The organism is Bradyrhizobium sp. USDA 4452, assembly GCF_054063575.1.
Window position 1 is genome coordinate 6,875,487 of record NZ_JBSSGK010000001.1, and the last position, 19,023, is coordinate 6,894,509.

Consider the following 19,023-nt stretch of genomic DNA (forward strand, 5'->3'; position numbering starts at 1 on the left):
CCGTTTCGGGTGCTCATTGCCATTCGCCTGCGGCAGCCGCGATTGCGGCGTCGAACATCGGCACGACGTTTGCTGTCAGAATGGCGGTATCCAGCAGATCGGCGATCCTGGCGCCGCCTTCCGAATCCTTCGGATAATGCACGCCGGCGATCTCGCGGTTTCGCGCGATCGAATCCGCCAGGATCGACAGGTCGGACTTCCAGACGGCCTGGTCAGCCGCGGACATCGGCGTCGCGGCGAACACCCGCAGCATGCAGTTTTTCATGAAATGTGCCTGGGTGGAATGCCCGCTCGGCCAGGATGAGTGGCCGGGGACCTGGATCGGCGGCAGCAATGCGGGACAAATCTGCGACGGCCGGGGCAAATCGTACTTGTCCTTGAAATACAATGCCGCAAAGGACCCAATCAAACTCGCGATATTCAGCAGGCGCCAGGTCTGCGTATGCGAGCTGGGCCTCGCGGTCAGCACAGCCAGAAAATCCGTGAAAAATTCGACGTCCTGCGAGAGGATCAGGCCCATGGCATCGGGCCGTTCGTCCCGCGCGGCGAGCACGAGGTTGTCGATCTGGGCGGAATAGTTGGCAACCAGGTCGGTCCGGATCTGCGTGAAGGTGGCGTCGGCGTCGACGGTCGCTGCCCAGCCGGGGACATTGGCGATGAACTGATGCAGGACACGCCACGCATACCAGTTTGCCGACCATTGCCGGCTGCCGAAATGCGCCGGCGGCGTCCGCCGCAGGGTGCCAAGCTCGTCCGTCCCCGCAGGGTCGAGCCTCGTGACGAACGGCAAATCAACCCGGTCTGAAATCAGCCAGCCGCCCCCTCCGAGGTTGCCGGTATTTCCTGTATTTCCGGTATTGCCGGTGTTTCCGGTATTGCCCGTGTTACCTGTGTTGCCTGTCATTGACGTCTCTCCCTCTCTCGGCAGTTGTCGTCAGCAATACCGGTCAATCAGGAAGCCCCGCCGATCTGAGGTGGCCGAGCCAGGTTTCCAATGCATCGCCCCGAAACGGGCAGCGTGGCGCGTAGGACGAAATGCGGAATCCGGGTTGGATTTCCAGGTAGCGGCGTGCCGCCTCCGCTGCCTCTTCACGACGGCCCAAGGCACCGAGCGTGACGATGAGCAGGCGATGATTGAAGCGAATGAGCCCGTTGCGGTTCAGTGCGCCACGCACCCACTCCAATGCCTGCTCATAATCGCCATTGACGTAGTGAGCCTGGCCGAACAATCCCTCGTGCCAGAACGAGCGCGCGTCGAGCGGCGAGAGCCGGACGCCCTGCTCACCCTGGTGCACGGCGGCAGGGCCATCGCCAAGAAAGCCGGACGTTGCGCTCGCCATCGTCCAGGCCATGGCTGAATTCGGGCCGGCGGCGATAGCGCGGTCGAGGGCTATCCTTGCGCTTTGAAAGTCATGCAGCAGGAATGACTGGACGTGACCATACACCGCCAGCGCGAATGCATCGTCGCCGCCTCGATCGATCGCCTCCTTGGCGTATCTGGCGCCGGCGATGATATCACCTTCGGGATCCGGCGATCCGATTTCCCCGATCCGGAACACGTACCACAGCGCGACGTAGGAATAGGCCAACGAAAAATTTGGATCGTATGAAATGGCTTGCTCGAGCAGGCCACGCGCCTTGGAAAAGGAATCGTAATCCATCCGGTACAACAGATCGAGCGCCTGCAACACGAGGTCGTAGGCGGTCAGGTTCTGCGGGTGTTTCCGCATCGATCGCATCAGCTCACGCTCGCGAACCTGCGGGGCGATTTGTCTTACGACATTGACGGCAATCCGGTCCTGGAGCGCAAACAGTTCGCGAAGGTCGCCTTCGTGCAAATCCGAACGAATGACCTCGCCGGACTCGGCGTCGCTGAGCTCTGTCACGATGCGGACCGAGGTCATCGTCCGCTGAATGCCGCCATAGAGGACATAGCGAACCCCGAGCCGACGCCCGATCTCGCGCACATCGACGTTGCGGCCGCTGAAGCCGAGGCTGGAGCCGCGCGATACGACAAAAAGCTCCTTTAATCCGGCAAGGCCGCGAATGATGTCGTCAACGACACCGTCGGCGAAATACCCCTCTTCCGGAGTCGCGAGGTTCATCCGAAACGGCAGTACGGCAATCGAGGGACGAGGTTCCGAGCCCACCGGTGCTTCGCCAACCAGCTTCGCGGGCTGCATGGAGCGGTGGAGCGCATACACGCGGACAGGCCGGCCCATATTGCGCAGATGCAGATCGCCAAGATCAATCACGCTCACGTCCAGGTCCTGCCCGATCTGCTCCGCAACGGCCCCCGAGACCACGACGCCGCCCGCCTGCGCATAGCTCTGAAGCCGCGCCGCGATGTTCACGCCCTCGCCATAGACGTCATCTTCTTCAACGATGATGTCGGCGGCATTCAGCCCGATGCGAAAGCTGATGCGCTCGTCAGCCGGCATCGCGGCCGTATTGACGGCCAGAGCTTCCTGCAGCGAAAGCGCGCACCGCGTTGCGTCGCGCGCGGTATCGAATGTCGCAAGGAAGCCATCGCCGGTATTCTTGACGATCCTTCCGTTCTGCGCCGTGACGCCCGGGTCGAGGATTTCCGAGCGCAGTCGCATCAGGCAGGTGTGGGTGTTTTCCTCGTGCGCCTCCATCAAGCGCGTATACCCGACCACGTCTGCCGCAAGAATTGCCGCAAGGCGTCGCCGAACTTCCGGGACCGATGGGGTCATCATATTATTGATACTTCTGCAAAATTTACTGATACGCGACTGAAATCTGGCACGACGAACGCGACATCAACGCGAAAAAGAATATCTTCATCAAGATCATAAAGGAAGGCTTCATCCGGCAGGGTGGGCCAGCCGGGTGCGCTGATACAGTATATTGTTTGCAACCTTTGAGGAGGCGTTCGTGCTTTGCCCACGCAACGCAACTGCGCCCCTTGACTGCATGGCTGGGTCATCGTTGCGACGAAATGCGTCACCATTGATCTGCGTCAATGCAGGAAATGGAATTGTCCGTTCTGGCCGCCGATCGTGAGCGAGTTCGGCCGGGAGCGCGGCGTTACCATGGGCGATCGTCATCAATGCATCCGGTGCGGCCCGCCGTCCGATCGAGCGTGCTCGCAATTTCCGCAGGCAACGGAAGGTCAGCTGGCATGGCCGAGGGCTTCGACATCGCGCGCGAGTTTGCCGTGCCGAGCCTATCTGTCTATGAATTGCTTCACACAATTCGGGCTGTTGATCGAGCGAATCGACGCGGGCTGGTGGAATACCGGCCCGTGAAGCCAACCTTGTCCATGGGACTTGACCGTCAGCGGGCGTAGGCTGAAACAGGTAGTCGTCCCCTGACCCTGGCAATGAAGATCTCCATGCGACTTCCCTTCTTTTACGGCTGGATCATCGTCGCGGTGACGTTCGTCACCATGGCGATCGGCGTCAATGCGCGAACGGCGTTCTCGCTGTTCTATCCGCCGATCATCTCCGAATTCGGCTGGGAGCGCGGCGTTACCGCAGGCGCATTCTCGTTCGGCTTCGTCGCTTCCGCGATCGCGAGCCCGCTGATCGGGCGGCTGATGGACCGCAGCGGTCCGCGCGCCGTGATGGAGCTTGGTGTCCTCTTGATGGGCTCCGGCCTGCTGCTGGCGCCGCTCACCACGCAGCCCTGGCATCTCTATCTCACCATCGGCGTGCTGGTTGGTTCCGGCAGCGTGTGCCTCGGCTATTCCGGGCAATCGCTGTTCGTGCCGAACTGGTTCATCCGCCGCCGCGGGCTGGCGATCGGGCTCGCATTTGCCGGCGTCGGCATCGGCTCGGTGACATTGCTGCCATGGGTACAGCACATGATCGAGCAGACCGGCTGGCGCACCGCCTGCACCGCGATGGGGATCCTGGTGCTGGTCGCGCTGGCGCCGATCAACCTGTTGCTGCACAAGAAGCCGGAGGACATCGGCCTGCAGCCGGACGGCGATGCCGCGCCGACGGCGACGTCGGCCAGACCGGCATCGAACATCGTCGATCCGGTGTGGGCCGGCACCGATTGGACGCTGCCGCGCGCGCTGCGCACCGCGCGATTCTGGTGGATCGCGATCGGTTATTTCTGCGGCCTGTACATCTGGTATGCGGTGCAGGTGCACCAGACCAAATTCTTGCTCGACATCGGCTTCAGCTCCAATGTCGGCGTCTGGGCGCTCGGCGTCGTCAGCCTGCTCGGCATTCCCGGCCAGATCTGGCTCGGGCATCTCTCCGATCGCATCGGCCGCGAATGGGTGTGGGCCATCTCCTGCTTCGGCTTCGTGATCTGCTTTGCCGCGCTCGCCGCCTTGAAATACTGGCCGAGCATGGCGCTGATCTATCTCATGGTGTTCACGCAAGGTGCGCTCGGCTATGGATTGACATCCGTGATGGGACCGGTGGTGCTGGAGATATTCCAGGGCAGGCACTACGGGAGCATCTTCGGCACCGTGATGCTGGCCGCGCTCGCCGGCGGAGCCGCCGGCCCCTGGATCACCGGCCAGCTCTATGATCTCTCGGGCAGCTATACCAGCGCGTTCCTGCTCGGGATCGCCGTCAGCCTGCTGTCGGCATTCGCGATCTGGCAGGCCTCGCCGCGCAAGGTCCGTGCCGTCGCCGGACAAATGCACAAGGCCGCCAGCGCCGCCTGACGCATCAGGCGGATGAAACGCCGATCGCCCGCTGCAGGTCGGTGATCGCGCGCAGGCAACTGTCGGCTGGCGTGGTCTCCGGATCGATCAGGCGGTGCAGACGGAAGCCGTCTTCCAGCGCCAGCACGATCGCGCCGGTCCAGTCCGGATTGAGCCTGGCGTTCCTGCCGCTGTTCTTCTGTGCAGTCTCGACGATGTCGGCAATCAGTTTGCGTCGTGCACGCAGGCGTTTGGCGAGTTCGGGCCGGCGCTTCTCAGCGCGTGCCACGAACAGGATCATCTCCATATGCAGGAGAGGCGAGCGGCCGAGCGGATCCTGCCGGCTGCGGTCCACGGTGCGCAATGCCTCCAGGAAGTCCGCGAGGTCACTGTGCCTGGCGAGCAAATCGAGATTGCGCCGGATCGATTGCTCGACGTGATCCTCGAGCATCGCGAAGATCAGCTCGTCCTTGCTCTTGAAGTTCGAATAGAACGCGCCGCGGGTGAAGCCCGCCGCAGCCGCGATCGCTTCGATGCTGGCGCCGCCGATGCCCTGTTCCTCGAATACCCGCGCCGCCGCCTCGAACAGCTTCTCGCAGGTGTCGTCCCTTGTCGGCCTGGTTCGAACCCTTGACATCGGCGCAGTTTAGGGCACAATGCAACTCGATACAAGAGTGTATCGAGTTGCATTCGACAGACACAGAACGGCCGCCCCCGCGATGGTGCGGTCTTGAGGATGACACCAAGGCGCGCCAGAGTGCAGGCACCGGCGTAGCGCACGAACGAGGTCACCATGAACGAGCAAGTTCAGCCGGCCAGCGGCGAGCCGCTTTTCAATCCACTGGCGCCCGAATTCATTCGCAATCCCTATCCGTACTATGAGCGGCTGCGCCGCCTCGATCCGATGCATGTCAACGCGCACGGCGCCTTCGTCGCCAGCCGGCACGCCGAGGCGAGCCTCGTGCTGCGCGACAAGCGGTTCGGCAAGGACTATGTCGAGCGCAGCATTCGCCGCTACGGCCCGAAGATCATGGACGAGCCGGTCATCCGCAGCATGAGCCACTGGATGCTGCAGCAGGACCCGCCCGACCACACCCGTTTGCGCGGCCTCGTGGTCAAGGCGTTCACCGCGCGCCGGGTCGAGGACATGCGGCCGCGAATCCAGCACGTCGTCGACGAAACGCTCGACCGCATCATTCCGCAAGGCAAGATGGACCTGATCGAGGATTTCGCGTTCCGCCTGCCGGTAACGATCATCTGCGACATGCTCGGTATCCCCGAGGAGCATCGCGATGCCTTCTACAACGGCTCGCGCGACGGCGGCCGCCTGCTCGAGCCGGTGCCGCTATCGGCAGAGGAGATCAAGCAGGGCAACGCCGGCAACGCGATGGCTGCGATGTATTTCCACCAGCTGTTCGAGCTGCGCCGCAAGCAGCCCGGCGACGACCTGACCACGCAACTGGTGCAGGCCGAGGAGAACGGCCAGAAGCTGACCAACGAGGAACTGACCGCCAACATCATCCTGCTGTTCGGCGCCGGCCACGAGACCACCGTGAACCTGATCGGCAACGGCCTGCTGGCGCTGTTCCGCAACCCGGACCAGCTCGCGCTGCTGAAGGCCAATCCCGGCCTGATCACCAATGCGATCGAGGAGTTCCTGCGCTACGATTCCTCGGTGCAGCTGACCGGCCGCGTCGCGCTGGAAGACATCGAGGATCTCGGCGGCAAGCGCATCCCGAAGGGCGAGAGCGTGCTGTGCCTGCTCGGCTCGGCCAACCACGACGAGGCGGTCTATCCCGACCATCCCGAGAAGCTCGACATCCAGCGGCCGAACGTGAAGCCGCTGTCGTTCGGCGGCGGCATCCATTTCTGCCTCGGCGCCCAGCTGGCGCGGATCGAGGCCGAGATCGCGATCTCGACGCTGCTGCGCCGGATCCCCGACCTGCGGCTCGATGACGCGGAAAACCCGGAGTGGCGGCCGACCTTCGTGCTGCGCGGGTTGAAGCGGCTCCCTGCGAGCTGGTGACATCCGGGACGTGGTCACACATCCGGGATGTGCGGCAGGGCGGCAACCCTGCCGGGCTGCCAGCGTGTGCGCGCATGCTTGAGCGGAAAACCCACATCCGACTGACGTCGCAGCGGTAAAGCCGCTGTGACTTCGCCATACTTGTCCCTATATTTGGGTTGCTCCGGCCGAGGGTTCAGCACCGCGGAGCCGGCTCAAAGGGAGACACCGTGCAGACGACGCTGCTCGGCCTGGCAATCGCCTTCATTCTTGCACTGGTCGCTGCGCTGGTCGGTCCGTATTTCGTTGACTGGAACCAGTTCAGGCCGCAGTTCGAGGCGGAGGCGTCCAAGATCATCGGCGCGCCGGTTCGTGTCGCCGGCAATCTCGACGCGCGCCTGCTGCCGGCGCCCTCGCTGCGGTTGAAAACCGTCACCATCGGCGGAGCCAACGACCTCGGCAAGGTCCGCGCCGCCGATCTCGACGTCGAGTTCAGCCTGAGCTCGCTGATGCGCGGCGAGTGGCGCGCGAACGAACTCACCGTCAATGGCCTGTCGCTGGATCTCGGGCTCGATCCGAAAGGGCGGATCGACTGGTCGCCGTCGAGCGGGAGCTTCAACCTGGCTTCGCTGGCGATCGACCGTCTCAATCTGACTGGCCGCATCGCACTGCACGATGCCGGGAGCCGCAGCACGCTCGAGCTGAACGACATTGCCTTCAGCGGCGATGTCCGCTCGCTTGCCGGCGCGGTCCGCGGCGACGGCAATTTCATGTTCGACGGCAACCGCTACCCGTTTCGGATCTCCTCGGGGCAAAGCGCCGACGGCAGTGGCACCCGCCTGCACTTCAACATCGATCCCGGGCAGCGGCCGGTGTCGGCCGATCTCGACGGCATCCTGACCTTCGAGGCCCGCGCGCCGCGATTCGAGGGCAGCGTGACGCTGGCGGGCGCGCCTGGCCAGCGCGGCGGCAGCGACATGCCGGCCTGGCGGATCGCGGCCAGGGTCAAATCGGATTATTCGGCGGCACGTCTCGACCAGGTCGAGGTGAGCTATGGCGGCGAGGACCGCGCGCTGAAGCTCGCCGGAAACGGCGATCTGAAGTTCGGCGCGTCGCCGCTGCTGCGCGCCTCGCTTGCCGCACGACAGCTCGATGGCGACAAGTTCGCCGCCAAAGATAGCGTCAAGGACGGCAATAGCGGCAATGTCGAGCCGGTGCGGGTGCTGCCGGCGATGCGCGCGGTGTTGTCGGGCCTTCCGCAAAGCCCGATACCGGCACAGGTCGAGCTGACATCCGAGCAGATCATGCTCGGCGGCCGCCCGTTGCAGGACGTCTCCGCAGAGCTGCAATCGGATGCGAAATCGTGGACTGTGCGCCGGCTGGAGTTTCGCGCACCCGGATCCACGCGGGTCTCGATGAGCGGCGCCAGCGCGCAAGAAGGAGCCCCGAACAGCTTCAAGACCGCGCTCAACATCGAATCGTCCGATCCCGACACGCTGATGAGCTGGTTGCAGGGGCGGGGCGACATCGCCTATCGCAGCCAGAAGCCGCTGCGGTTGCGCGGCGACGTCACGGTGTCGCCATCAGGCTTTTCGATCGACGCGTTGAAGGCGGAAACCGAGGGCGGCGTTGTCGAGGGCCGCGTCGCGGTCGCACATCGCGAGGCGACGAGCGACTCCAAGGTCGAGGCGCAGTTGAAGGCGGAGCGGCTCGATCTCGATGCGACCGCGGCCTTCATCCGCTCGCTGGCCGGTCCGCAAGCGGAATGGCCGGACGAGGCGCAACTGTCGCTCGACGTCGGTCGCGCGATTTCTTCGGGACAGGAATTGCGGCCGCTGCTCGCGAAGATCGCCTACAGCCCGAAGAACATCGTGCTCGAGCGCGTCAAGATCGGTCAGCCCGACAATGTCACGCTCGACGGCAGCGGCAATTTCGATCGCGCCAATTCGACCGGCAAGCTCGCAGTCGATGCGACCGCCGCGTCGCTTGGCCGGCTGACGGCCGTGGTTCAGCCGTTCGCGCCGGCGCTTGCCGCGCGGCTCGGCGTGCTGCGCGCGGATGCCGGTCCGGTTCGTGCCAAGTTTGCGCTCGACCTCGGCAAGGGCAACGCCGCCGACCGCGTCACCGCGCGCGCGACGGTCGATCTCGATACCCCGCAGCTCAAGGGCAATACGGTGATCTCGGCGACGCCGCCGGTGGCTGCGATCCATGCGCTCGATGTCGACACACTTCGCAACAGCGAGGTGACCGCCGAGGCGAAATTCTCTGCGAGCGAGGGCAGTCCGCTGCTGGCGCTGCTCGGGCTTGACCGCGCGGTCGCAGCCGGTGCGGGCACGACGCAGTTCGAGGGGACCGCGAGCGGCGCGTGGCACGCGCCGTTGCGGCTGAAGGCGAGGCTCTGGGGCGCCGGGCTCGACGCGGATGCGGAAGGGACCGCGGAGCCATGGCCTAAGAACGGGGCAGGCGAGAGCAAATCGAGCGTCAGCCTCCGTGTCCGCAGCGCCGACATCAGTCCGCTGCTCAATCTGAAATCATCCGATCCGGCGGCAAACATCCGTCTGTCGTCGCGGGTCACGCTTGCGGGTGACAGGCTGACCTTCGACGATCTCGACAGCATCGTCGCCGGTTCGCGGCTGCGCGGCCGGCTGGCGCTGGCGCTCGCCGATCAGAAGAGCATCGACGGCGAAGTCGGCCTCGATCAGATCACGCTGGCGCCGATTTTCGCGGCGGCGATCGGAGCGGCCGGTCACGATGGGACCGAGCCGCTCGGCCAGGGGCTGACGAGCGCCTGGCGCGGCAAGGTTACGTTCGAAGCGCTGCACGGCCTGCTGCCGGGCGGGGCCGAGCTGCAGCCGGTCAGCGGCACCATCAGGTCGGACGGGCAGTCGCTCACCTTCGACGGCATCAAGGGCAAGATCGGCGGCGGCGAGGCGACTGCATCGATCGATGCGCGGCAGGGCGTCAACGGCCTCGCGTTGAATGCAAATGTGCAGCTGTCGGGCGTCGACGGATCGGCCTTGCGCTATCGCAGCCTCGCGATGCCCAAGGCACGCACTTCGATGCAGATGACGTTGTTGACGCAGGGCCGCAGCGCCTCGGCGCTGATCGGTGCGCTGTCCGGCAGCGGCGCCGTGACGCTGGAGGGGCTGAACCTCCCAGGGCTCGATCCGCGCGCGTTCGACGTTGCGATCCGCGCCAGCGATTCCGGGCAGGCGACCGACGACGCACGGCTGAGGCAGATCGTCGAACCGGCGCTCGCCGCCGGCGGGCTTTCGGTCGGTTCGGCGCAAATCCCGTTCAACATCCGTGACGGCCGCGTCCGGTTCGGCACCACCACGCTCGCGGCGAGCGGTGCCAACGTCATGGTGTCCGGCGGCTACGACATTCCGGCCGACCAGGCCGACATCCGCGCCGCACTGGCATCGACGCAGTTCGGCACCGTGAGCAGCCGCCCGGAAATCCAGCTGCTCGCGGTGGGTACACCCGACGGATTGTCACGCAGCGTCGACATTGCGGCGTTGTCGTCGTGGCTGGCGGTGCGCGCAATCGACCGGGAGACCAAGCGGCTTGACGCGATCGAGCGCGGTGAACCGGCACCGCCCCCGATCCCGGCAGCCCTTCCGCCGCCGGCCGCTGCAGTGCCCGATGCGCCCGGTGCAAGTTCGGCGGCAGTGCCTTCTGCCAACTTGCCGGTGCCCGGCCCGGATCCGCGGCGCGTGCCGGCGAAGCCGAAGATCGTTGCGCCACGCCCGCCGACTGTCCCGCCGGTCGCCACCGCGCCCGCCGTTGCGGTGCCTGGGCCGGTCGCGAGCCCGCCGCAGCTGGCGCCGCTGCCGCCGCCGATCGAGGTCAAGCCGGTGCCCGGCGCGGCAAGGTCGAGGCCGCTGCGGCCGCCGCTCTCGCTGACGCCGCAGGTCGCCAATCCGCCACCGCGGCCGGCGATGCAGAACTAGAATGCATCTTCAAGTGAAGTGGGTGCCGGTTCGCGAGATGAAAACGCGTCGGAACAGCAATCCAGCGCTTACGATCGGTGCTGGAGAATATTGATCAGCCGGCCGAAGGGATCGCGGACGAAGAAGCGCCGCACGCCCCATGGCTCGTCCGCCGGTCCGTATTCGATCGCAATGCCTGCGCCCTTCATCCGGTGCAGTGCTTCGTCGAGGTCGTCGACCTCGATCGAGAGATCGGGCACCGGCGTGCCGGAACCGCCTTCGGAAGCGAAGCTGATTTGAACCTGCATCGTTTCGGATGAGCCGTAGGTCGCAACCCAACCGAAATCCATCAGCGGCTCGAGGCCGAGGATGTCGCGATAGAAGGACTTCGCTGCCGCGACATCCGATGCGGCAACGTTCGCGACGATGCGATTGACCTTCATGCTGAAGTCCGCGCGGCGAAACGACAGTCTGCCGAAGCGGCGGTCGGCAAGGCAATCAGGCTTGCTGGCGCGTGTCGACCTGTTGCGGCCTGACATCCGTCGGCACCGCCGGGGTGGCGCGCGAGCGGAAGTAGTCCAGCACGAAAAGCCGGATCGCCGAGGATAGATTGCCCTGCTGGCGATTGCTGTCGATCTCGCCGACCAATTCCGACAGCGTCATGTTCCGCAGTCCGGAAATCTCCTTCATGCCGTTCCAGAAGGCCTCTTCGAGGCTGACGCTGGTCTTGTGACCGGCGACGACGATCGAACGCTTGACGACGGGAGACTTCATGATGCGTCTCCACTTTCGATACGCTGCTGGTTTAGGAGGTGCTGATCGAGCACACGCTCACTGCGCTCGCCGAGAAATTCGTCACGCGCTCGTTCGGATTTGGTGCGACCGAATAGCGCACGATTGGCTTCGGCCTGCTTTGCTGCTTGTTCGCGCTCACCGCGCTTCTTGAATCGTTTCAAGTTGACCACGTCGCCCATGCTCGTCGTCCTTATCGTCCCCAGAGCGGAATTGGTGATGCATCGTGACGAAAGCAAGAGCGATCGCGCTAGGCGCCCGGCTCGATATCCATCCCGAATCCCCATCTGATGCTCGTGATAGCATCAAAGAATCCGTTTCGCTCTGCGAAAACTAGACGTCTGTACCATGCGCCAACGCAGAGCTGATAGGTAACTCGCCTTAGTCTTTAGGAGTTATGGTCCATAATTATATCACGCGCAGTGACCGTAATTATCCGGACATTGCGCGTCGTTCGCTCAGCCGGGGTGTGTCATTTTGTCCGGCTGCACGAGGCGATCAAATTCGTCGGCTGACACGAATCCAAGGCGCAAAGCCTCTTCCTTCAACGTCGTTCCGTTTGCGTGCGCCGACTTGGCGACCTTGGCTGCGTTGTCGTAACCGATCTTTGGCGCGAGGGCGGTCACCAGCATCAGCGAGCGCTGCATCAATTCGTTGATGCGCTTTTCGTCGGCGCGTATGCCGACAACGCAATGCTCAGTAAATGAGCGGACAACGTCGGACAGCAACTGAATGGAATTTATCATACAATATGCCAATACGGGCTTGTACACGTTGAGCTCGAAATGGCCCTGGCTGCCAGCGACGGTGATCGTTGTCTGATTGCCGAACACCTGGCAGCAGACCATGGTCATGGCTTCGCACTGGGTCGGATTGACCTTGCCCGGCATGATCGACGAGCCCGGCTCGTTCTCCGGTAGGATCAATTCGCCGAGGCCCGAGCGCGGGCCCGAGCCGAGGAAGCGGATGTCGTTGGCGATCTTGAACAGGCCGGTCGCCACCGAATTGATCGCGCCATGCACCAGCACATAGGCGTCGTTGGAGGCCAGCGCCTCGAACTTGTTCGCCGCGCTGGTGAACGGCAGCTTGGTGATCTCGGCGACATGCCTGGCGAAGGCGTTGGCGAATTCCGGCTTCGAGTTGAGCCCGGTGCCGACGGCGGTACCGCCCTGCGCGAGCGGAAACAGCTCCTTCACCGCGGTATGCAGCCGCGCGATGCCGCTCTCGACCTGCGCGGCGTAGCCGGAGAATTCCTGGCCGAGCGTCAGCGGCGTTGCGTCCTGGGTATGCGTGCGGCCGATCTTCACGATCCTGGCAAACGCTTCCTGTTTCTGGTGCAACGCCTGATGCAGCTCGGTGAGGGCAGGGATCAGGTCGGCGATGATGCGCTCGGCGGCTGCGATATGCATCGCGGTCGGAAACGAGTCGTTCGACGATTGGCTCATGTTGACGTGATCGTTCGGATGGATCGGCTGCTTGGCGCCGAGCTCGCCGCCGAGCATCTGGTTGGCGCGGTTGGCGATCACCTCGTTCACGTTCATGTTGGTTTGCGTGCCCGAGCCGGTCTGCCAGACCACCAGCGGAAAATGATCGTCGAGCCTGCCCTCGATCACTTCCCTGGCGGCGCCGATGATGGCGTCGGCGCGGCGTGCATCGAGCTGGCCGAGTTCGCGATTGGTCTCGGCTGCGGCGAGCTTGACGATGGCGAGTGCATGAATGATCGCGATCGGCATCCGGTCGTGGCCGATCTTGAAGTTCTGGCGCGAGCGCTCGGTCTGCGCGCCCCAGTAGCGATCGGCGGCGACGTCGATCGGACCGAAGCTGTCGGTCTCGCTGCGGGTGGCGGCGTTGGATGGTGTCGTCGATTGAGCCATGCATGCTCTCCGTTGCGTCATCGGAACGTGGTCCGGCGGTACGCCGGCTTTCCGCCGCGACAATGCGAAAGGCGTCCGCGCGGAAGCACGTTCAAGCAGAAGATAGTCCGGGATGACGATCTGTCATCCCGGCCGTCGAGAGCATCCTACAAGGTCGAGGATCGACCAGCGTTTAGATTATTTCTTGCGGAAGCGGTCCAGCCGTACGACCTCGGCGCCTTCGCCGGGCTTTGTGGGCTCCGGCTCGGTCTCGGCCGTCTCGGTCTCGGCTGCCGCCCGGGCGGCCGGTGCGGGAAGGGGAGCGGCAGGCGCCGTGGCGGGAGGGGCCTCCTCGGACAACGCATCCGAGACGTCGAACCGCAGATCGAACGGTGCGGACGGATCGAGGAAGCGGGTCACCGCGGCGAACGGCACGCTGAGCCGCTCGGGAATCCCGCCGAACGACAGCCCGACCTCGAACCGGTCCTCGGTCACCACCAGATCCCAGAACTGGTGCTGCAGGATGATGGTCATCTCCTCCGGATACTGCGCGAGCAGCCGCGGTGACAGCTTCACGCCATCGCCGTGCGAGAGGAAGGTGATGTAGAAATGGTGCTCACCCGGCAGGCCATGTTCAGCCGCGTCCGACAAGACCCGGCGCAGCACCCCGCGCAGCGCGTCGCGCGCCAGCACGTCATATCGGATGTGATCGGTCGCCATGGTGATCCTGTCGCTTCGAAAATGGCCGGTGAGGCGCCGCCGGACCCTCCCGACTCGCCCTTTTGGCCAGATGTTACCCCGCCGGGAGCCGGAAATCAGCAGGGCCGGCACCTCATAATGCGGGCGGACGCCCGATCGGAAATAAAGTGGAGGCTTCTGTTGCCAGGTGCCTCCGAACCCCGCCTAACGGAGCTTAACCCGTTAGGACTTTAAGTTGGTCTTTCAAACTGCGTTACGCAGCCTGAGCAACCGGAGCAAAGTTGTCGTTGGCAACTATTGCATTAGCCCGATAACGGCGGAACCATACCGAGAAAAAACACGCCCTTTACGCCCTCGTCGATCCTATTTCGCCCCCGCCGAAAGCCACCAGAGCAAGGCGCTCGGGATGGGTTTTGGTGGAGGCGCCGGGTACCGCCCCCGGGTCCGAATGGTTTATTGCGACGGTCATTTATTTCCATAGCCGGCGAACCGGCACCCCCAATATAGGCGGCCCGAACGGAGAAAAACAGAGCCGATTCAGGCTTGTTCAGGTGTGAAAACACGCCGATTTGGTTTGGCCGGCGTCCTGACGCCGTTCTAGATTTGGCCATGCCCCCGGAATCCCCGCCGGCTGCCGCCCCGGCGCCGGATGCCTCCGCACCATCCCCGGCCCATCAGCCTGGCCTGCTCGAGCTGTTCCTGGCCTTTGCCAGGATGTCGCTGGCCGGTTTTGGCGGGGTCCTGGTCTGGGCACGGCGGTCGATCGTCGAGCAGCACGGCTGGATGACCGCGGAGGAGTTCAACGAGACCTTCGCGCTGTGCCATTTCCTGCCAGGCCCGAACATCGTCAACCTGTCGGTTGTATTCGGCTCGCGCTTTCGCGGCATCGCCGGCGGGCTTGCGGCCTTCGCCGGGCTGGTCGGGCCGCCGATGGTGATCGCGACAATCCTTGCCGCACTCTATGCCCGCTACGGCGATATCGACGTGTTGCGCCGGACGCTCGCCGGCGTCGCCTGTGCCGCGGTCGGGCTGCTGTTCGCGGTCGTCCTCAAGATGATGATGCCGCTGCTGAAGCGACGCGATGTCACAGGGCTGGTTATTTTGTCCGCGGTTTTCGTCGCGATCGGTCTGATCCGGTGGCCGCTCCAGATCGTGCTGCTGGTCGCGGTCCCGCTCAGCATTGCGACGACAGTTTTGGCGCGACGCATGGTGAAGGCATGAGCTCGGAGTCCAATCCGATCGCCGCGCTGGTCTGGACCTTCGGTCTGATGTCGCTGTTTGCGGTCGGCGGGGCCAATTCGGCGATCCCCGAAATGCACCGCGCCGCCGTCGAGGTGCATCGCTGGCTGACTGAGAAGCAATTCGCCGACATGTTCGCGATCTCGCAGCTCTCGCCGGGACCGAACGTGCTGATCGTGACGCTGATAGGCTATTCTGTCGCAGGCGTCGCCGGGGCATTGGCCGCGACGGTCGCGATGTGCGGACCGACCGCGCTGCTTGCCTATTATGTGAGCCGTTTCCTTGATCGCTCGCGCGACGCGCGCTGGCCGGCAATCATTCAGGCTGCATTGGTTCCGCTTTCGATCGGCCTGATGGCCGCTTCCGGCCTGATCGTGGCGCAGACGTCAGACCAAAGTTGGATCGCCGTCCTGATCACCATTGTCGCAGCTGCGCTTGCTTTTGCGACACGGATCAATCCCTTATGGATGTTGCTTGCCGGAGGTCTCTTGGGTTTTGCTGGCGTTGTCTGACGAAAATCGCTAGCAAGGCTTTCGGTCAACGCACCACAAGCCAAGCCATTCAATCACAACGGGCGGGACAGCCCTGACGGGGGAAGCGAAGTCATGAGCGATACGCCAAGCGAGGCGCCGGTCAAATCGATCTTGCCGGAATGGGTGCGCGGTCCGCAGGACTTCGTCGGCGGGCTCGCCATGATGGCGGTTGCGCTGTTTGCCTTGTGGGCTTCGAGCGATCTGCAGGGCATGCACGGATTTTCGTTCGGCGCGGGAACGGCGCCGCGCATGTTCGCCGTGCTGCTGCTGTTGCTCGGCGGCGCCGTCGCGCTGATGGGAATTCTGAAGGACGGCCCGCACATCGCGGCCTATTCCTGGCGCGGCCCGCTGTTCGTATCGGCCGCGATCGTGTTCTTCGCGGTCGCGATCCGTCCGCTCGGGCTCGTCGTCTCCGCCTTTGCCGCCTTCCTGATCGCAGCGCTCGGCTCGCATGAGACACGATGGCTCGAGGCCATCATTGTCGGCGCCTGCCTGACGCTCGGCTGCGCGCTTCTGTTTCCTTATGTGCTGGGACTTCCGATGCCGATGTTCCCGCGTTTCCTGATCCAGTGAGGGCGTGATGGAACTGTTTGCCAATCTCGCCCACGGTTTCGCGGTCGCGTTCTCGCCGATCAACCTTCTGATGTGCCTGATCGGTGCGCTGGTCGGCACGCTGGTCGGCGTGCTGCCGGGCATCGGCACCATCGCCACCGTCGCGATGCTGCTGCCGATCACCTTCGGCTTGCCGCCGGTGGGCGCGCTGATCATGCTCGCCGGCATCTACTACGGTGCGCAATATGGTGGCTCGACCACCTCGATCCTGGTCAATATTCCGGGTGAGGCCACCTCCGTGGTCACCGCGCTCGACGGTCACCAGATGGCCAAGCAGGGCCGCGCCGGTCCGGCGCTGGCGATCGCCGCGATCGGCTCGTTCTTCGCCGGCTGCGTCGCAACCGTGCTGATCGCCGTGCTCGGCGCGCCGCTGACCAAGCTCGCGCTGGCGTTCGGCCCGGCCGAGTATTTCTCGCTGATGGTGCTCGGCCTGATCTTCGCGGTGGTGCTCGCCAAGGGCTCGGTGCTGAAGGCGATCGCGATGATCGTGTTCGGCCTGCTGCTGTCGATGGTCGGCTCCGACATCGAGACCGGCGCCTCGCGCATGGCCTTCAACATCCCCGAGCTCGCCGACGGCCTCGGCTTTGCCACGGTGGCGATGGGCGTGTTCGGCTTCGCCGAGATCATCCGCAATCTCGACCATGGTGCGGAAATGGACCGCAACCTAGTGCAGCAGAAGATCACCGGCCTGATGCCGACCAAAAAGGATCTGGCGGATTCCACGCCCGCGATTCTGCGCGGCACGGTGCTCGGCTCGATCCTCGGCATCCTGCCGGGCGGCGGCGCCGTGATCGCCTCGTTCGCGGCCTATACGCTGGAGAAGAAGCTGGCGAGGAATCCGTCGCGGTTCGGCCGCGGCGCGATCGAGGGCGTGGCGGCGCCGGAAAGCGCCAACAACGCCGCGGCGCAGACCTCGTTCATTCCGCTGCTCACGCTCGGCATTCCGCCGAATGCGGTGATGGCGCTGATGGTCGGCGCGATGACCATTCATGGCATCGTGCCGGGCCCGCAGGTGATGCAGAAGCAGCCCGATTTGGTCTGGGGCATGATCGCCTCGATGTGGATCGGCAACCTGATGCTGATCATCATCAACCTGCCGCTGGTCGGCATCTGGGTCCGTCTGCTGCGCGTGCCGTACCGGCTGATGTTCCCTTCGATCGTGGTGTTCTGCGCGATCGGCATCTACTCGGTGAACAACGCGCCGGTCGACGTCGTCCTGGCGGGCGCATTCGGTCTGGTCGGCTACTGGCTGATCAAGCACGATTTCGAGCCGGCGCCGCTGCTGCTCGGCATGGTGCTGGGCCCGCTGATGGAGGAGAACCTTCGTCGCGCACTCCTGATCTCGCGCGGCGACTGGAGCGTGTTCCTGTCGCGGCCGCTGTCGGCGGTGCTGCTGGCGATCGCTGCGGGCCTGCTGGTGCTCGCCGTGCTGCCGACCTTGCGTGCGAAGCGCGACGAAGTGTTTGTGGAGTCCGAGGGATAAGATCATTGCTGCGCGCCTGCGTCGGCGCGCCGCAGGCGGAAGTCGAATCGACACTCGATGTCGTCTCATGAAATGAAAATGCCGGCCGATTTGGCCGGCATTTTTATTGGTCAAATGTTCCCGGGAGGAATTGAGATGATGTCCATTCGCTCGCTTGCGGGCGCATGCCTATCGGCATTTGCCGCGCTGAGCGCATTCGCCGTGCCGGCGTCCGCGCAGAACTATCCGACGCGCACCATCACCATGATCGTGCCGTTCGCAGCCGGCGGTCCGACCGACGTCATCTCGCGCATCGTCACCGCGCACATGGCGCAGACACTCGGACAAAGCATCGTCATCGAGAACGTGGTCGGCGCCGGCGGCACCACGGCGACGACACGTGCCGCTCGCGCCGCCAACGACGGCTACACACTCGTCACCGGACATATGGGCACGCACGCTGCATCCGTGCCGCTCTATCCGAAGCTCGCCTATCACCCGGAAAAGGATTTCGAGCCGGTCGCGCTGCTCGCGGGCACGCCGATCCTGATCCTTGCGCGCAAGGATTTCCCGCCGAAGGATCTGAAGGAATTCGTCGCCTACGTGAAGACCAATGCCGAGAAGGTCAACGCCGCGCATGCCGGCATCGGCTCGGTCTCGCATGCCTCCTGCGAGCTGTTGAATTCGATCCTCGACGTCAAGCCGGTCGGCGTGCCGTTCAACGGCACCGGCCCCGCCATGAATGCGCTGGTCGCCGGCCAGGTCGATTACATGTGCGATCAGATCGTCAACGCGGTGCCGCAGATCAACGCCGGCACCATCAAGGCCTATGCGGTCGCCACTCCGGAGCGCAATCCGTCGCTGCCCAACGTCCCGACCACGGCAGAGGCCGGCCTGCCGGCCTTCCAGGCCCAGGCCTGGAACGCGATCTTCGCGCCGAAGGGAACTTCGCCCGCCATCATCGCCACGCTGAATGCCGCGGCGATCAAGGCGCTCGACGACGACAATGTGCGCAAGCGCCTGCTCGAGCTCGGCAGCGTGATTCCGGCGCCCGCCAACCGAACGCCGGAGGCGCTGGCCACCCTCGTCAAGAACGAGATCGCGAAGTGGACCCCGGTGCTGAAGCCGGCGACTTAACTCAACGTGATCAGGCGGATAGCGCAGGGGCGGAACGCGAGTTCCGCCCCTTGTCGTTTGACGCAGGAGTGTTCATTTTTCGGGGTATAATCGCTGTATCCAGCCGAATCAGCGTGTCGGCCGGCCGCC

The 19,023-nt window shown here is 64.3% G+C and carries 17 protein-coding genes and 1 other RNA gene; 8 read left to right on the forward strand and 10 right to left on the reverse strand.

All coding sequences use genetic code 11. The features are described from left to right. Positions 1 to 13: 13 nt before the first annotated feature. From ACVISU_RS32145 to ACVISU_RS32155, 3 genes are read right to left on the reverse strand one after another with little or no spacing between them, the layout of a single operon-like run. Entirely contained in the window at positions 14 to 904 is an 891-nt protein-coding gene (locus ACVISU_RS32145) for a phosphatase PAP2 family protein (RefSeq protein WP_456709602.1), read from the reverse strand. A gap of 43 nt (positions 905 to 947) precedes the next feature. Then, positions 948 to 2,717 (reverse strand): adenylate/guanylate cyclase domain-containing protein, encoded by a 1,770-nt coding sequence (locus tag ACVISU_RS32150; RefSeq protein WP_456709603.1) that lies wholly within the window; start codon positions 2,715 to 2,717, stop codon positions 948 to 950. Continuing rightward, positions 2,717 to 2,971 carry a hypothetical protein gene (locus ACVISU_RS32155; RefSeq protein ID WP_456709604.1) on the reverse strand — a complete coding sequence of 85 codons (255 nt, stop codon included), beginning with the start codon at positions 2,969 to 2,971 and terminating at the stop codon, positions 2,717 to 2,719. Before ACVISU_RS32155 ends, ACVISU_RS32150 begins: the two co-directional genes overlap by 1 nt. Before the next feature lie 387 nt (positions 2,972 to 3,358). On the opposite strand from ACVISU_RS32155, the gene ACVISU_RS32160 reads away from it, so the two are divergent. Then, positions 3,359 to 4,651 carry an MFS transporter gene (locus tag ACVISU_RS32160; RefSeq protein WP_157113408.1) on the forward strand — a complete coding sequence of 431 codons (1,293 nt, stop codon included), beginning with the start codon at positions 3,359 to 3,361 and terminating at the stop codon, positions 4,649 to 4,651. A 4-nt stretch (positions 4,652 to 4,655) separates the two neighbouring features. On the opposite strand, the gene ACVISU_RS32165 is transcribed toward ACVISU_RS32160, so the two are convergent. Then, complete coding sequence (locus ACVISU_RS32165) at positions 4,656 to 5,267, reverse strand: TetR/AcrR family transcriptional regulator (RefSeq protein ID WP_456709605.1); 612 nt, start codon at positions 5,265 to 5,267, stop codon at positions 4,656 to 4,658. 156 nt (positions 5,268 to 5,423) lie between these two features. On the opposite strand from ACVISU_RS32165, the gene ACVISU_RS32170 reads away from it, so the two are divergent. Then, a complete protein-coding gene (locus ACVISU_RS32170) occupies positions 5,424 to 6,656 on the forward strand; it encodes a cytochrome P450 (protein ID WP_050401906.1) in 1,233 nt (410 codons plus the stop codon). Between the two features lie 209 nt (positions 6,657 to 6,865). Then, positions 6,866 to 10,588, forward strand: coding sequence for an AsmA family protein (locus tag ACVISU_RS32175; RefSeq protein ID WP_456709606.1), 3,723 nt, complete (start codon positions 6,866 to 6,868; stop codon positions 10,586 to 10,588). A 68-nt stretch (positions 10,589 to 10,656) separates the two neighbouring features. Here ACVISU_RS32175 and ACVISU_RS32180 read toward each other — a convergent pair whose 3' ends face one another. From ACVISU_RS32180 to ssrA, 6 genes are all read right to left on the reverse strand, one after another. Next, complete coding sequence (locus tag ACVISU_RS32180; RefSeq protein ID WP_456709607.1) at positions 10,657 to 11,010, reverse strand: VOC family protein; 354 nt, start codon at positions 11,008 to 11,010, stop codon at positions 10,657 to 10,659. Positions 11,011 to 11,065: 55 nt separating this feature from the next. Beyond that, a complete protein-coding gene (locus ACVISU_RS32185) occupies positions 11,066 to 11,341 on the reverse strand; it encodes a ribbon-helix-helix domain-containing protein (RefSeq protein WP_021077181.1) in 276 nt (91 codons plus the stop codon). Next, positions 11,338 to 11,541 (reverse strand): DUF4169 family protein, encoded by a 204-nt coding sequence (locus tag ACVISU_RS32190; protein ID WP_083992083.1) that lies wholly within the window; start codon positions 11,539 to 11,541, stop codon positions 11,338 to 11,340. The genes ACVISU_RS32185 and ACVISU_RS32190 overlap by 4 nt, the downstream gene beginning before the upstream one ends. Positions 11,542 to 11,817: 276 nt before the next feature. Next, complete coding sequence (gene fumC / locus ACVISU_RS32195) at positions 11,818 to 13,233, reverse strand: class II fumarate hydratase (protein WP_050401903.1); 1,416 nt, start codon at positions 13,231 to 13,233, stop codon at positions 11,818 to 11,820. Between the two features lie 177 nt (positions 13,234 to 13,410). Next, positions 13,411 to 13,932: an SspB family protein gene (locus ACVISU_RS32200; RefSeq protein WP_050401902.1), complete on the reverse strand. Its 522-nt coding sequence runs from the start codon at positions 13,930 to 13,932 to the stop codon at positions 13,411 to 13,413. A 145-nt stretch (positions 13,933 to 14,077) separates the two neighbouring features. Further along, positions 14,078 to 14,444, reverse strand: a transfer-messenger RNA (tmRNA) gene (gene ssrA, locus ACVISU_RS32205). Between the two features lie 76 nt (positions 14,445 to 14,520). On the opposite strand from ssrA, the gene ACVISU_RS32210 reads away from it, so the two are divergent. The 5 genes from ACVISU_RS32210 (at position 14,521) to ACVISU_RS32230 (ending at position 18,894) form a co-directional block, all read left to right on the forward strand. Next, complete coding sequence (locus ACVISU_RS32210; protein WP_050401901.1) at positions 14,521 to 15,132, forward strand: chromate transporter; 612 nt, start codon at positions 14,521 to 14,523, stop codon at positions 15,130 to 15,132. Then, positions 15,129 to 15,662: a chromate transporter gene (locus ACVISU_RS32215; RefSeq protein WP_456709608.1), complete on the forward strand. Its 534-nt coding sequence runs from the start codon at positions 15,129 to 15,131 to the stop codon at positions 15,660 to 15,662. Before ACVISU_RS32210 ends, ACVISU_RS32215 begins: the two co-directional genes overlap by 4 nt. Positions 15,663 to 15,755: 93 nt before the next feature. Continuing rightward, positions 15,756 to 16,256, forward strand: a complete 501-nt coding sequence (locus ACVISU_RS32220) for a tripartite tricarboxylate transporter TctB family protein (RefSeq protein ID WP_050401899.1) — start codon at positions 15,756 to 15,758, stop codon at positions 16,254 to 16,256. A 7-nt stretch (positions 16,257 to 16,263) separates the two neighbouring features. Further along, positions 16,264 to 17,778 carry a tripartite tricarboxylate transporter permease gene (locus ACVISU_RS32225; RefSeq protein WP_063695371.1) on the forward strand — a complete coding sequence of 505 codons (1,515 nt, stop codon included), beginning with the start codon at positions 16,264 to 16,266 and terminating at the stop codon, positions 17,776 to 17,778. Between the two features lie 135 nt (positions 17,779 to 17,913). Further along, positions 17,914 to 18,894, forward strand: coding sequence for a tripartite tricarboxylate transporter substrate binding protein BugD (locus tag ACVISU_RS32230; protein WP_456709609.1), 981 nt, complete (start codon positions 17,914 to 17,916; stop codon positions 18,892 to 18,894). Positions 18,895 to 19,023: the final 129 nt, after the last annotated feature.

Coding starts and splice junctions, on each gene's coding strand:
- ACVISU_RS32145 (WP_456709602.1), bottom strand. CDS start 904: ATGACAGGCAACACAGGTAACACGGGCAATACCGGAAACACCGGCAAT.
- ACVISU_RS32150 (WP_456709603.1), bottom strand. CDS start 2,717: ATGACCCCATCGGTCCCGGAAGTTCGGCGACGCCTTGCGGCAATTCTT.
- ACVISU_RS32160 (WP_157113408.1), top strand. CDS start 3,359: ATGCGACTTCCCTTCTTTTACGGCTGGATCATCGTCGCGGTGACGTTC.
- ACVISU_RS32165 (WP_456709605.1), bottom strand. CDS start 5,267: ATGTCAAGGGTTCGAACCAGGCCGACAAGGGACGACACCTGCGAGAAG.
- ACVISU_RS32170 (WP_050401906.1), top strand. CDS start 5,424: ATGAACGAGCAAGTTCAGCCGGCCAGCGGCGAGCCGCTTTTCAATCCA.
- ACVISU_RS32180 (WP_456709607.1), bottom strand. CDS start 11,010: ATGAAGGTCAATCGCATCGTCGCGAACGTTGCCGCATCGGATGTCGCG.
- ACVISU_RS32185 (WP_021077181.1), bottom strand. CDS start 11,341: ATGAAGTCTCCCGTCGTCAAGCGTTCGATCGTCGTCGCCGGTCACAAG.
- ACVISU_RS32190 (WP_083992083.1), bottom strand. CDS start 11,541: ATGGGCGACGTGGTCAACTTGAAACGATTCAAGAAGCGCGGTGAGCGC.
- fumC (WP_050401903.1), bottom strand. CDS start 13,233: ATGGCTCAATCGACGACACCATCCAACGCCGCCACCCGCAGCGAGACC.
- ACVISU_RS32200 (WP_050401902.1), bottom strand. CDS start 13,932: ATGGCGACCGATCACATCCGATATGACGTGCTGGCGCGCGACGCGCTG.
- ACVISU_RS32210 (WP_050401901.1), top strand. CDS start 14,521: ATGCCCCCGGAATCCCCGCCGGCTGCCGCCCCGGCGCCGGATGCCTCC.
- ACVISU_RS32215 (WP_456709608.1), top strand. CDS start 15,129: ATGAGCTCGGAGTCCAATCCGATCGCCGCGCTGGTCTGGACCTTCGGT.
- ACVISU_RS32220 (WP_050401899.1), top strand. CDS start 15,756: ATGAGCGATACGCCAAGCGAGGCGCCGGTCAAATCGATCTTGCCGGAA.
- ACVISU_RS32225 (WP_063695371.1), top strand. CDS start 16,264: ATGGAACTGTTTGCCAATCTCGCCCACGGTTTCGCGGTCGCGTTCTCG.
- ACVISU_RS32230 (WP_456709609.1), top strand. CDS start 17,914: ATGATGTCCATTCGCTCGCTTGCGGGCGCATGCCTATCGGCATTTGCC.